This window comes from Aquamicrobium sp., from assembly GCF_023954335.1.
In the GTDB taxonomy this organism is placed as follows: Bacteria; Pseudomonadota; Alphaproteobacteria; order Rhizobiales; family Rhizobiaceae; genus Aerobium.
The window spans coordinates 536,587-549,576 of the sequence record NZ_JAMLIE010000002.1 but is presented as its reverse complement, the minus strand read 5'-3'; the positions used below and the strand labels follow the sequence as shown (position 1 = coordinate 549,576).

10 protein-coding genes are annotated in these 12,990 nt (G+C 69.0%); all 10 read right to left on the bottom strand.

The genetic code is table 11. The features are described from left to right. Window positions 1–216: 216 nt before the first annotated feature. On the bottom strand, window positions 217–1,902 hold the full coding sequence (gene recN, locus M9945_RS15295) for a DNA repair protein RecN (RefSeq protein ID WP_367945295.1): 1,686 nt from the start codon (window positions 1,900–1,902) through the stop codon (window positions 217–219). Window positions 1,903–2,016: 114 nt separating this feature from the next. Then, window positions 2,017–2,883, bottom strand: coding sequence for an outer membrane protein assembly factor BamD (locus M9945_RS15290; RefSeq protein ID WP_367945294.1), 867 nt, complete (start codon window positions 2,881–2,883; stop codon window positions 2,017–2,019). Between the two features lie 210 nt (window positions 2,884–3,093). Continuing rightward, on the bottom strand, window positions 3,094–4,044 hold the full coding sequence (lpxC, locus tag M9945_RS15285) for a UDP-3-O-acyl-N-acetylglucosamine deacetylase (protein WP_367929468.1): 951 nt from the start codon (window positions 4,042–4,044) through the stop codon (window positions 3,094–3,096). A gap of 276 nt (window positions 4,045–4,320) precedes the next feature. Then, the gene (gene ftsZ / locus M9945_RS15280) at window positions 4,321–5,994 is read right to left on the bottom strand and encodes a cell division protein FtsZ (RefSeq protein ID WP_367945293.1); all 1,674 of its coding nucleotides are present in this window, start codon (window positions 5,992–5,994) and stop codon (window positions 4,321–4,323) included. A gap of 71 nt (window positions 5,995–6,065) precedes the next feature. Then, window positions 6,066–7,379 (bottom strand): cell division protein FtsA, encoded by a 1,314-nt coding sequence (ftsA, locus tag M9945_RS15275; protein ID WP_367929466.1) that lies wholly within the window; start codon window positions 7,377–7,379, stop codon window positions 6,066–6,068. Further along, complete coding sequence (locus M9945_RS15270; RefSeq protein WP_367945292.1) at window positions 7,376–8,227, bottom strand: cell division protein FtsQ/DivIB; 852 nt, start codon at window positions 8,225–8,227, stop codon at window positions 7,376–7,378. Before M9945_RS15270 ends, ftsA begins: the two co-directional genes overlap by 4 nt. A 71-nt stretch (window positions 8,228–8,298) precedes the next feature. Further along, window positions 8,299–9,225 carry a D-alanine--D-alanine ligase gene (locus tag M9945_RS15265; protein WP_367945291.1) on the bottom strand — a complete coding sequence of 309 codons (927 nt, stop codon included), beginning with the start codon at window positions 9,223–9,225 and terminating at the stop codon, window positions 8,299–8,301. 262 nt (window positions 9,226–9,487) lie between these two features. Further along, entirely contained in the window at window positions 9,488–10,465 is a 978-nt protein-coding gene (gene murB, locus M9945_RS15260; protein WP_367945290.1) for a UDP-N-acetylmuramate dehydrogenase, read from the bottom strand. Next, complete coding sequence (murC, locus tag M9945_RS15255; RefSeq protein WP_367945289.1) at window positions 10,462–11,865, bottom strand: UDP-N-acetylmuramate--L-alanine ligase; 1,404 nt, start codon at window positions 11,863–11,865, stop codon at window positions 10,462–10,464. Before murC ends, murB begins: the two co-directional genes overlap by 4 nt. Then, window positions 11,862–12,989 carry an undecaprenyldiphospho-muramoylpentapeptide beta-N-acetylglucosaminyltransferase gene (murG, locus tag M9945_RS15250; protein ID WP_367945288.1) on the bottom strand — a complete coding sequence of 376 codons (1,128 nt, stop codon included), beginning with the start codon at window positions 12,987–12,989 and terminating at the stop codon, window positions 11,862–11,864. The genes murC and murG overlap by 4 nt, the downstream gene beginning before the upstream one ends. Between the last annotated feature and the right edge of the window lies 1 nt (window position 12,990).

Genomic DNA, 12,990 nt, shown 5'->3' with positions numbered 1-12,990 from the left:
TGCGCCGGACCCCACCACGCCTGCGCCGCCCCTCATCCGGCTGCCGCCACCTTCTCCCCGTGAACGGGGAGAAGAGGGCTTTCATTCCCGCTTTCGCCAATCGCAAGCATTGCAAAAGGGGATGTGGCGATGCGGCCGGCATTCCTTCTCCCCGTTCACGGGGAGAAGATGCCCGAAGGGCGGATGAGGGGCAGCGCCGCGCTTGCGGGTCGGCCCTCACCCCGCGGCCGCGTTCTCGCTCAGCAGCCGCTCGGCCGCGGCGCGGGCTTCCTCGGTGATGGTCGCGCCGGCGAGCATGCGGGCGATCTCTTCCTGCCGCGCCGCGCGCGCCAGAGCCGCGACGGACGTCGCCACCCGTTCCGCGCCGCCGGATTTCGAGATCAGGTAATGGGTGCCGGCCCGCGCCGCCACCTGCGGCGCGTGGGTCACGGAAAGGACCTGGATGCGTCCCGCCAGCCGGGCGAGCCGCTGGCCGATGGCGTCGGCCACCGCGCCGCCGACGCCGGTGTCGATCTCGTCGAAGACGAGCGTCGGCGCCGAGCCGCGATCAGCCAGCGCCACCTTGAGCGCCAGCAGGAAGCGGGACAATTCGCCGCCCGACGCCACCTTCATGATCGGCCCCGCCCGGGTGCCGGGATTGGTGCGCACCCAGAACTCGATCTGGTCGATGCCGCTTTCGGCCCTGTCCTCCGGCTCGCTCGACATCTCGACGAGGAACTCGGCCCGTTCGAGCTTCAGCGCCGGCAGCTCCGCCATCACCGTGCGGGCGAGCGCGGCGGCGGTGCCCCGGCGTAGCTCCGAGAGATGGCCGGCCGCCTCGTCATAGGCGGCCTTTGCCGCCTTCGCCGCCTGTTCGAGGCCGGCGAGCCGCTCCTCGCCCGCGTCGAGATCGGCAAGGTCGGCGGCCATGGCGTCGCGCAGCGCGGCAAGGTCGTCGACGGCGACGGAGTGCTTGCGCCCGGCGGCGCGCAGGGCGAACAGCCGCTCCTCCGCCTGCTCCAGCGCCTGCGGATCGAAGGCCGCCGCACGCAGCGCCGTCTCGACCGCGACCTGCGCCGTGTCGAGCGAGATCAGCGCCTCGTCCAGCGCCTTGACGATGTCGTCGAGCAGGCCGGGCGCGGCCTCGGCCTTGCGCTGGAGGCGGCGCATCAGGCTGGCCAGCGGCGGAACGGCCGAATTCTGGCCGGAAAGCACGTCCTGCGCGTCGGCGATGTCGCTCGCCGACTTCTCCGCCCGCATCATGGCGGCGCGCTGCTCGGCGAGCCCGATCTCCTCGCCGGGCTGAGGATCGAGCTTCGACAATTCGTCGACGCAGGCGCGCAGATAATCGGCCTCGCGCGCGGCGGCCTCGACCTTGGCGCGGTGGCGCGCCAGCGCCTGCTCGGCCTCGCGCCACACCCTCCAGGCATGGCCGACCGATTGCGCGACGCCGCTATGGCCGCCGAAGGCGTCGAGTAGGTCGCGGTGCGCCCCGGCGTCGACCAGCGCGCGGTCGTCGTGCTGGCCATGTATCTCGACGAGATGGCGCCCGATCTCGCGCAGCAGCGCGACGCCGGCCGGCTGGTCGTTGATGAAGACGCGGCTGCGCCCATCGGCCGACTGGCTGCGGCGCAGGATGAGGTCGCCTCCCGGATCATCGGCATCGTCGAAGCCGTTGTCGCGCGCCAGCACGCGGGCGGGATGGTTGTGCGGGACGGAGAAGACGGCGGTGACGCTGCCCTGCGCGGCCCCGTGGCGCACCAGCGAGGCGTCGCCGCGCGCGCCGAGCGTCAGCGACAGGGCGTCGAGCAGGATCGACTTGCCGGCGCCGGTTTCGCCGGTCAGCACGGAAAGCCCGGCCGGAAAATCGATGTCGAGCCGTTCGATCAGGACGATATCGCGGATCGACAGATGAGCGAGCATCGGATTGCGACTAGACCGCCGCGCGTCCGCACGGACGCGCGAAATGCGATCTTCCCCCTATTCCAGATGCCTGTTTATCCCGAAAGCCGGTTTCCACATCCTGACCCGATGTTCTCAGCTTCCGGTCAGCACCTTGCCGGCCCGCGACAGCCACGATCCCTGGTCCTCGCGCGGCGAAAGCCCGCCGGACTGCAGGAGCGCGTAGGAATCCTTGTACCACTGGCTTTCCGGATAGTTGTGGCCGAGGACGGCCGCGGCCGTCTGCGCCTCGGAGGCAAGGCCCATCGCGTAGTAGGACTCGGTCAGGCGCGCCAGCGCCTCCTCGATGTGACGGGTGTCGGAATACATCTCGACCACGTTGCGGAAGCGTTTGACGGCGGCGATGAACTCGCGCCGCTCCTGATAGTAGCGGCCGACCTGCATCTCCTTCCCGGCGAGCTGGTCGCGGGCGAAGCGGATCTTGGCGTGGGCGTCGTCGACATATTCGGATTCGGGCCAGCGGTCAACGAGCTCGCGCATGGTCTCGGCCAGGCGCCGCGCCTCCTTCTGGTCCTGCGTCACGTCGCGCACCTGCCGGTAGTAGGACAGGCCGACGATGTACTGCGCATAGGCCGCGTCATCGCTGGTGGGATAGAGCGACACGTAGCGCTGGCCGGTGTTGATCGCTTCCTCGTACTTGCCCTGGCGATAATTGGTGAAGGCGGCCATCACCATCGATTTACGGGCCTGCTCGGAATAGGGATGCTGGCGGTCGACGGCGTCGAACTTGCGGGCCGCCTCGGTCATGCGGCCGGCTTCGAGATTGGCAAGACCCTGATTGTACAGCGCGTCCGCCGGCTCGATGCTCTCGACATAGGACGTCAGGTCGACATCCTTGTCGCTGGCGCAGGCCGATACGAAAAGAGGCAGCACGATCGCGGCGGCGGCCAGCCCGACGGAGCGTCGGCGCGCCGCGCAATCGGCCTTGCGGAGTTCAGTCATGCGGATTTCCGCCCTCTGCCTGATGGTCGAAATGTCGCGGCAGTCATAGTCCAACTGCCGCCCCTCGGCAACGTCATCACCGCGCAATGGCGCTTTTTTGTGGCAGCAACCCGTCTGTCCGGCGCTATCCACACCGCAAGAACCGGGCCGAGCCGGCGAAACGGAAGCTGGTCCTTCCCGGCCGTCACCTGCGAAAAAGGTCGGGAAGCCTCAAAGCATCCAGGGCGCGTAGACCGGCGCGCTGACCGCGACCATCTCGGCCATGCGCCCGCGCTCGCGGCGGCCGGTCTCGACGATCTCGAAGGACGAGCGGTCGGAGAGCAGGCGGCGCAGCGCTGCGGCGTTGAGCTTGTGCCCGCCGCGATAGGAGCGGAAGCGGCCGATGAAGCGGGCGCCGGCAAGGGCCAGATCGCCCATGGCGTCGAGCATCTTGTGCCGGACGAACTCGTTGGGGCAGCGCAGGCCTTCCATGTTGACCACGCGGCCGTCGTCGCCGATCACCACCGTGTTCTCCAGCGACGAGCCGAGCGCGTAGCCGGCGGCCCACAGCCGCTCGACGTCCTTCATGAAGCCGAAGGTGCGGGCGCGGGCGATCTCGCGGCGGAAAAGGTCGGGGGTGATGTCGGCGGCGTAGAACTGGCGGCCGATGGCCGGGTTCTCGAAGTCGATCTCGACCTCGAAGCGCGTGCCGTCATAAGGGTGGAACTCGGCCCAGGACGCGCCGCTGTCGATGCGCACGGGCTTGACGATGCGGATATAGCGCCGCTTCACCGCCTGCTGCGCGATGCCAGCCTGGTCGAACGCGTCGACGAACATGGCCGCGCTGCCGTCGAGGATCGGCACCTCGCCGCCGTCGATCTCGATATAGACATTGTCGACGCCGAGCGCCGACAGCGCCGCAAGCAGATGCTCGACCGTGGCGACATGGACGCCGGAAGGATTGCCCAGCACCGTGCAAAGGTCGGTCGCGCCGATCTCGGCCGCGAGCGCGCGCACCTCGGTGACGTCGCCGGAGGCATCGGCGCACAGGAAGACGACGCCGGTATCGGGATCCGCAGGGGAAAAATGCAGGGAAACGGGCTTACCGCTGTGAACGCCGGTACCGGACAAGGATACGCGCGACTTGAGCGTCGTTTGATAGTCGTGCAAGTCGAACCCCATCAGCCCGTCCCGATTACGTCTGCCGGATCGGCCGCCCGGCTAGCGCTCACGTTTCTGACCGGCAGCAGGGACGCATCCCCAAGAATCCCTGCCCGGCGATTAATTGCGGGCGAAGATAGTGGTACGGGTCGAATACGCCAAATCACGCTTTTTTACTCACTGTTACGCCGTTGAAGAGCAGGAACCCACCCATAACCCGCTGAATTCATTTCTATTTCCAAAAGGCGGACGGACACCGCAATGTCCGTCCGTTACAGTCTTCGGACGCATCCGCGCCTAGTTCGCTTGCCGGCGCAGGAATGCGGGAATCTCGAGCTGGTCGTCTTCCTGGCTCATGCGCGGCTGAACGGAAAGACGGCCCTGATCGTCGAGCTGGCCGCGGCGCGGCGCATAGAGCTGCTGCCCGTCGGACGACGGCGCGCGGCGCGGCTCGGCCGAAGGCTGGAGCAGCCGCGGCTCGCGCGGCAGCGCCGGCTGCAGCCGGGTCTGGTCCTCCTCGCGACGCGAGAGGCCCTGCGTCAGGCGCTTCAGGAGCCCCATCGGGCCGCGCTCCTCGTGGTCATGGGCGTGGCCCTGCTCCATCTCGGCGCGCACCACCGGCGGGAAGTCCTCGACGCGCGGCATGCGCGGCTGGGCCGGGGCGGCCATCTCGACGCGCGGCGCCATCTGGACCGGCTGCGGCTGGACGACGGGCTCCGCCATCTGCGGCGCCGGCTGGATGGCGGCGGCAGGCTGGGCGGGCGCCTGCGCGAACAGGCGGCTGGCCGGGCGGAACTCGGCCTCGTCCTGCGCCGGCTGGATAGCGGCGGGCGCGGTCTCGGCGGCGCGGATCGCCTCGGCGATCGGATCGGCCTGGCGCGGCGCTTCCGCGTGGATCTGCGGCTGCGGCGCGGCGGGGCGCGCCGGCTCGGCCGGACGGGCCTGCTGCTGCACCGGCTTCTGCGGCTGGCGGATGGTGATCGGCGGCGTGTTGATCTCGGCCGCCGGCTTGTCGATGCCGGTGGCGACGACCGACACGCGGATCACGCCTTCCAGCTCCTCGTCGAAGGTCGCGCCGAGGATGATGTTGGCGTCCTGGTCGACCTCCTCGCGGATGCGGGTGGCGGCCTCGTCGACCTCGAACAGGGTGAGGTCGCGACCGCCGGTGATCGAGATCAGGAGACCCTTGGCGCCCTTCATCGAGGTCTCGTCGAGCAGCGGGTTGGCGATGGCGGCCTCGGCGGCGGCCATGGCACGGCCCTCGCCCGAGGCTTCACCCGTGCCCATCATCGCCTTGCCCATCTCGCGCATGACCGAGCGCACGTCGGCGAAGTCGAGGTTGATCAGGCCTTCCTTGACCATCAGGTCGGTGATGCAGGCGACGCCCGAATAGAGCACCTGGTCGGCCATGGCGAAGGCGTCGGCGAAGGTGGTCTTGTCGTTGGCGATGCGGAAGAGGTTCTGGTTCGGGATGACGATGAGGGTATCGACGCACTTCTGCAGTTCCTCGATGCCCTGATCCGCCGTCTTCATACGGCGCTGGCCCTCGAAGTGGAACGGCTTGGTGACGACGCCGACGGTGAGGATGCCCTTTTCGCGCGCCGCGCGCGCCACGACGGGCGCCGCGCCCGTGCCCGTGCCGCCGCCCATGCCGGCGGTGACGAAGCACATATGCGTGTTGGACAGATGGTCCATGATCTCGTCGATGCACTCCTCGGCGGCGGCACGGCCGACCTCGGGCAGCGCGCCGGCGCCGAGCCCTTCGGTGACGTGCGCGCCGAGCTGGATGAGGCGCTCGGACTTCGATGTGGTCAGCGCCTGCGCGTCGGTGTTGGCGACGACGAACTCGACCCCCTTGAGGCCGGCGGTGATCATGTTGTTGACGGCATTGCCGCCGCCACCGCCGACACCGAACACGGTGATCCGCGGCTTCAGCTCGGTGATGTCCGGCTTCTTGAGATTGATGGTCATCGGTGTTTGTCCTTCTCGCCTTTCCCGCCGCTTCGCCGCTGCGGCCGCCTTGGGGCTGTCCCCGTTGCTACTCAGAAACTCTCTCTGATCCACCGGCCGACACGGCCGAAAGGACCACCAGTACCCGTTGCGCGAAACCGCATGAATCCGCCCTGCGGCTGGCGACTTTCCATCGCCGCCACCTGCGGATAGATCAGAAGGCCGACCGCCGTGGAGAACGCCGGCCCCTTGGCCGCCTCCGGCAGGCCGGCGACGCCGAGCGGCCGCCCGAGCCGCACGTTGCGCGCCAGAATCCGCCGCGCCGCTTCCGGCAGGCCGCCGAGCTGGCTCGCCCCGCCGGTCAGCACCACGCGCTTGCCGACCACGTTTCCGAAGCCGGACCGCGCCAGCCGGTCGCGCACCAGCTCCAGCGTCTCCTCGACGCGGGCGCGCACGATCCGGTTCATCACCGCGCGCGGCACGTGCTGCATCACGTCGCCGTCGTCCTGCCCCATTGGCTGGATCGTCACCGTGTCGCGGTCGTCGTCGGCCATCGGCAGCGCCGAGCCATGCATGACCTTCAGGCGCTCGGCATGCTCGCGCCGCGTCGACAGCCCGCGCGCTAGGTCCATCGTCACGTGGCCGCCGCCGATCGGCAGCACCTCGGCATGGACGAACCGCCCCTCGGCGAAGATCGAGATCGTCGTCGTGCCGCCGCCCATGTCGACGCAGGCCGCGCCCATTTCCGCCTCGTCGTCGACCAGCGCCGACAGGCCGCTGGCATAGGGCGTCGCCACCATACGCTCGACCGAAAGGTGGGCGCGGTTGACGCACAGCTCGAGATTGCGCAGCGGCGCGGCGTCGGCGGTCAGCACGTGCATGTCGACGCCGAGCACGTCGCCAATCATGCCGGAGGGATCGCGCACGCCGCGCTCGGCATCGAGCGAGAAGCCGACGGGAAGCGAATGCACCACCTCGCGCTCGGCGCGCTGGGCCTGCCTGGCTCCGGCCGCCAGCACGCGGCGGATATCGCCCTCGCCGGCCTCGTGCCCGCCGAGATTGACGGTCGAGGAGAACACCTGGCTCTTCAGCCGCCCGGCCGAGACGTTGACGATCAGCGATTCGACCGTCAGCCCCGCCATGCGCTCGGCGGCGTCGACGGCGAGGCGCACCGCCTGCTCGGCGGCATCGAGATCGACGATGGCGCCGGACTTCACGCCCAGCGACTTCTGGTGGCCGATGCCGATGACGCGGACCTGATGGGTCCGGCCCGGCAGGCGCTCGCTTTCGGCGCAGGGCTTCAGCCGGCCGATGATGCAGCAAATCTTGGACGAGCCGATATCGAGGACCGTGACGATGCCCGAGCGACCAGCCGATGCTTCCTTCTGTCCGCCGAGCCAGTTCATATCGCCTGCCCCGCCGGACGGTAGTTCTTGCCGAGTCGTTCCTTCATCGCCGCCTCGCGCGCCATGGCCGCATCGGGCGCGAGCTTGACGACCAGCCGGTCGGCAAGGCGCATGTCGACCGTCTCGATATCGCGGGCGAAAAGCCCGTGACGCGCTTCCAGCGCGACGAGCTCGTCGAGCGCCGCGGTCTCGTTCTGCTCGGGCAGCCTGATCGTCACGCCGTTGTCGAGGCGCAGGTCCCAGCGCCGGTCGGAGACGCGCACGTAGCCCTTCACCCGCGCCGCCAGATCGGGATAGCCCGCGACCCGCGCGATGAAGCCGGCAGCCGCCTTGTCCGCGCCACGGCCGACAACCAGCGGCAGCGACGCGTGGCGCGAGCCGGAAAGCGGCGCGATGACGCTGCCGTCGGCCTCGATCAGCGACAGGAGCGAGCCCTGCTGCCAGATGGCGAACGGCGTGCGCTCCACCACCTTCACCTCCAGCGTCGAGGGATAGACCTTGCGCACGGTGACGCTCTCGATCCACGGCAAGCTTTCGATCCGCCCGCGCGCGTCGTGCGCGTCGAAGCCGACGAGCGAGGTCCAGCCATCGAGACCGACCCTGTCGAAGATGTCGATCTCGGAAGTCTCGACATTGCCGGAGACGCGAATCTCGTCGATGGCGAAGCCCGTGCGCGCCGTGACCGCCTGCACCACGGACGGCATGTGCCCACCCGCCACCACGCCATAGGCCGAGAACGAGCCGATCATCGCCGCCGACAAAGCGAGCATGACGAAGGGCGGCGGCTCGACGTCGCCCGAGACGAGCCGGGCGAGGAACCGCGCCGGCTTGCGCAGCGCGCGCGGCAAGACAAAGCCGCCGGACGCATGCGCCCGGCCGCCGCGCGACGCCGCGCCGGCACCGCCATTCCGTCCTGCCGTCAACGAGAACAAGAAGCGTCCTCCACCATCCAGCTCAGAAGCTCACCAAAACCCAACCCCGCCGCAGCGGCCAACTCCGGCACCAGCGACGTCGGGGTCATGCCCGGCTGCGTGTTCACCTCCAGCCAGATCAGCTCGCCATCTTCGGAATGGCGGTCGTCGTAACGGAAGTCCGACCGGGAGACGCCACGGCAGCCGATCGCCTGATGTGCCTTCAGCGCCAGTGTCAGTATCTTTTGGTAAATAATCGGTGAAACTTTCGCGGGGCATTCGTGTTTTGAGCCGCCCGGCGCATATTTCGAGTCGTAATCGTAGAAGGAATGCCCCTGCGGAACAATCTCGGTGACGCCGAGCGCCCTGTCGCCCATCACCGCGCAGGTCAGCTCGCGCCCGTGGACGAAACGCTCAACCATCACCGCATCGCCATAGCGCCACTCGGACGAGCCGATGACCTGCGGCGGATGCGCCTGTCCCTCGCCGACGATGACGACGCCGAAGCTCGACCCCTCGCACACCGGCTTGACGACGTAGGGCGGCGCCATCGGGTGCTCGGCGCCGATGTCGAACCGGTTCATCACCCGCGACGGCGCGACCGGAATGCCGGCCGCCTCGGCGACGATCTTGGCCTGACCCTTGTTCATGGCCAGCGCCGAGGCCAGCACGCCGGAATGGGTGTAGGGGATCTGGAGATATTCGAGGATGCCCTGGATGGTGCCGTCCTCGCCGAACGGGCCGTGAAGCGCGTTGAAGGCGACATCCGGCTTCAGGTCCGCCAGCACCTGCGACACGTCGCGCCCGACATCGACGCGGCTGACGCGGTAGCCTTCCGCCTCCAGCGCATCGGCGCACGCCTTTCCCGACGACAGCGAAACCGGACGCTCCGAGGAAAAGCCGCCCATGAGAACGGCAACGTGTCTTTTCGCCATGGGCCGCAATCCCCTCGTCCAGTGGCCGCATCCGGCGTCTTCCGGGTTTGAGTCCGAGTCTTCCGGCGCTTCGCACGCCGGCGTCCGCACGCTCGACTCAAATCAGAAAACGAATCTGCCCCAAGGAATCAGAGGTTCGATTCGCTGGCAAGCCCTTGGGATTCGTGAATGATTCACATTTTGAAACATTCGGCCTTCAAACGGCAGAAAGCGCCCGGCCGGCGCGGCCGAAAGCCGCCCGGCAGGCGGCGTTTCGCCTCTCTCAGAGCAGCCGCCCGAGGAACTCCTGCACCTCGCGCCCGGGCCTGAAATCGCCGATGCGGCGGATTTCCCATTCGAGACGGATGCCCGAATTCTCCAGCACCCGCGCGCGCACCGTCTCGCCGAGCAGTTCGAGGTCGTAGCCCGTGGCCGAGCCGGTGTTGATCATGAAGTTGCAATGCATCGGCGACATCTGCGCCCCGCCGATCATCAGCCCGCGGCAGCCGGCCTTGTCGATCTCCTTCCAGGCCGACGAGCCCTCGGGGTTCTTGAAGGTCGAGCCGCCGGTCTTCTCGCGGATCGGCTGCACCGTCTCGCGGTGGGTCTGGACCTCGTCCATCGCCTTGCGGATCTCCTCGCGCTCGGCCGGGTAGCCTTCCATCTCGGCGCTGACGAAGATCAGCTCCTTCGGCGCGCGCGACTTGCGGTAGGAATAGCCCATGTCGGCGTTCGTCAGCGTGTGGAAGTCGCCCTGTCGGTCGAGCGCGCGCACCGAAACGACGCGCTCGCGCGTCTCGACGCCGTTGGCGCCGGCATTCATCCGCAGCGCGCCGCCGATGGAGCCGGGAATGCCGTGGTAGAAATGGAAGCCGCCGATGCCGGCCTCGAGCGCGGCGGCGGCCACGCGCTTGTCGGGCGCGGCCGCGCCAACCCGCAGGCGATTCTCGTCCACCGCCTCGACGAAGCCGAAGCCTTTCGCCGAAAGACGGATGACGACGCCCTTGACGCCCGCCTCGCGCACCAGAAGGTTGGAGCCGATGCCGACGATGGTGACGGGAACGTCCGCCGGCAGGGCTTTCAGGAAGGCGGCGAGGTCGTCCTCGTCGGCCGGCTGGAACAGCAGCTCGGCCGGCCCGCCGGCGCGGAACCAGGTGATGGTCTCCATCGACGTATCGGGGATCAGCCGGCCGCGGATATCCGTCAGCAGCGGGGAAAGCCGATCCAGCAGCGCCGCGCCGTTCGTCGTGGGGGCGGTCATGAGGCCGCCTCCAGCTCCTTCGGCAAGGCATAGGCCCACTGGGTGATGTTGCCGGCCCCGAGCAGGACGACGAAATCGCCGGGCTTCGCCATGGACCGCACCAGCGGCGCGACCGCTTGCGCGCCCTCGACGAAGCGCGCGTCGCGGTGGCCGGCGGCGCGGATGCGCGCGACCAGCGCCTCGGCGCTGACGCCCTCCATCGGCTCCTCGCCGGCGGCGTAGACGGGCGCGATGGCGACCGTATCGGCATCGTTGAAGCAGGCGGCGAAATCGTCGAACAGGTCGTTGAGCCGCGTATAGCGATGCGGCTGGGCGACGGCGATGACGCGGCCGGTGCAGGCCTCGCGCGCCGCCTTCAGCACCGCCCTGATCTCGACCGGGTGATGGCCATAATCGTCGAACACCTCGACGCCGTTCCACGAGCCGGTATGGGTGAAGCGGCGCTTGACGCCGCCGAACGAGGAAAGCCCGCGCCGGATGGCCTCGCCCGTGAGGCCGAGCTCGTGGGCGACGGCGATGGCCGCCGTCGCGTTGGAGACGTTGTGGCGGCCTGGCATCGGCAGGCGCAAGCCCGCGATCTCCTCGACCGCGCCGGTCTTGCGGTCGCGGATCGAGACGTCGAACACCGACACCGCTCCGTCCATCCGCACGTTGGAAAAACGCACGTCGGCCTGCTTGTTCTCGCCATAGGTGACGACGCGCCGGTCCTCGATGCGGGAAACCAGCGCCTGCACTTCCGGATGGTCGATGCACATCACGCCGAAACCGTAGAACGGCACGTTCTCGACGAACTGGCGGAAGGCCTCGCGCACCTTGTCGAACGAGCCGTAGTGGTCGAGATGCTCGGGATCGATGTTGGTGACGACGGCGATGTCGGCCGGCAGCTTGAGGAAGGTGCCGTCGCTCTCGTCGGCCTCGACCACCATCCACTCGCCATCGCCCATGCGGGCGTTGGTGCCGTAGGCGTTGATGATGCCGCCATTGACGACGGTGGGATCGAGCCCGCCTGCATCGAGCAGCGTCGCCACCATCGAGGTCGTCGTCGTCTTGCCGTGGGTGCCGCCGATGGCGATGGCGTTGCGGAAGCGCATCAGCTCGGCCAGCATCTCGGCCCGGCGCACGATCGGCAGCAGCTTTTCACGCGCGGCGACAAGCTCGGGGTTGGTCTTCTTCACCGCGGTGGAGACGACCACGACCTCGGCTTGCCCGAGGTTTTCCGCCGCGTGGCCGACGAAGCAGGAAATGCCCTTGTCGCGCAGGCGCTGGACGTTGGCACCGTCGGCCTGGTCGGAGCCCTGCACCCGATAGCCGAGATTGTGCAGCACCTCGGCGATGCCGCTCATGCCGATGCCGCCGATGCCGATGAAATGCACGACGCCGATTGTCTGCGGCATCTTCATGCCTGCATCCTTTCCTTGAATTGCGCGACGGACTGGCCCGATGCAATAGCCTCTGCCAGATCGCCAAGCAACCGCGTCGCCTCGGGCTTGCCCACGGATTTCGCCGCCTCGGCCATGTCGGTGCAAAGCTGCGTCTCGCGCATATAGTCGGTGAGCTTCGAGGCGAGAACCTCGGGAGAAAGCGAGGACTGGACACAGACCTCGGCCCCGCCGGCCCGCGCCAGCGCCGCCGCGTTGGCCGCCTGGTCGTGGTCGAGCGCGTGCGGATAGGGCACGAGGATCGCCGGCCGGCCGATCGCGGCGATCTCCGAGACGGTCGACGCGCCCGAGCGCGAGATGACGAGATGGGCGCCCGCGATGCGCCGCGCCATGTCGGTGAAGAAGGGCGAGACCTCGGCCGCGATGCCGAGCCCGGCATAGGCGGCCTTCACCGCCGCCTCGTCCTCGGCGCGCGCCTGCTGGGTGACGACGAGGCGCGCGCGCATGTCCGCCGGCAGCAGCGCGACGGCGGCGGGCACGGCCTGCGAGAAGAACTGCGCGCCCTGGCTGCCGCCGAAGACGAGAAGCCGGAACGGCTCGCCGTCGCCGGATTGCTCGTAGGCGATCCCCGCCGCCTCGATCACGGCGGGGCGCACCGGGTTGCCGGTGGCCACCGTCTTGCCGGCATGAGCGCCCTCGCCCTCGGGCAGGAACCCGCCGGCGATCGCGGTGACACGCGGGGCAAGCGCCTTGTTGGCGCGGCCCATCACCGCGTTCTGCTCGTGGATGATCGTCGGCACGCCGCGCCTCGTCGCCGCCCAGACCGGAGGCAGGGTCGGATAGCCGCCGAAGCCGATCACGGCCTTCGGCCCGATCTCGCCGATCACCCGCCCGGCCTCGCGCGCGCCGCGCCAGATGGTCCAGAAGGCGCGGGCCAGCGCCAGCGGGTTCTTCGAGCCGATGGTCGCCGAGGGGATTTCATGGATGGCCGCCGCCGGGAACGAGCCGGCATAGCGCCCGGCGCGCGTGTCGGTGGCCAGATGCACGTCCCAGCCGCGGGCGATGAGCTCGTGCGCCAGCGCCTCGGCCGGGAACAGGTGCCCGCCCGTGCCGCCGGCGGCGAGCAGGATCGCGCCCTTCGCCATG

Bases quoted from the DNA above. Each gene is read 5' to 3' on its own strand.
- murC (WP_367945289.1), bottom strand. From the start codon at position 11,865: ATGAAGATGCCGCAGACAATCGGCGTCGTGCATTTCATCGGCATCGGC.
- ftsZ (WP_367945293.1), bottom strand. From the start codon at position 5,994: ATGACCATCAATCTCAAGAAGCCGGACATCACCGAGCTGAAGCCGCGG.
- lpxC (WP_367929468.1), bottom strand. From the start codon at position 4,044: ATGGGGTTCGACTTGCACGACTATCAAACGACGCTCAAGTCGCGCGTA.
- murG (WP_367945288.1), bottom strand. From the start codon at position 12,989: ATGGCGAAGGGCGCGATCCTGCTCGCCGCCGGCGGCACGGGCGGGCAC.
- M9945_RS15265 (WP_367945291.1), bottom strand. From the start codon at position 9,225: ATGGCGAAAAGACACGTTGCCGTTCTCATGGGCGGCTTTTCCTCGGAG.
- ftsA (WP_367929466.1), bottom strand. From the start codon at position 7,379: ATGAACTGGCTCGGCGGACAGAAGGAAGCATCGGCTGGTCGCTCGGGC.
- recN (WP_367945295.1), bottom strand. From the start codon at position 1,902: ATGCTCGCTCATCTGTCGATCCGCGATATCGTCCTGATCGAACGGCTC.
- murB (WP_367945290.1), bottom strand. From the start codon at position 10,465: ATGACCGCCCCCACGACGAACGGCGCGGCGCTGCTGGATCGGCTTTCC.
- M9945_RS15290 (WP_367945294.1), bottom strand. From the start codon at position 2,883: ATGACTGAACTCCGCAAGGCCGATTGCGCGGCGCGCCGACGCTCCGTC.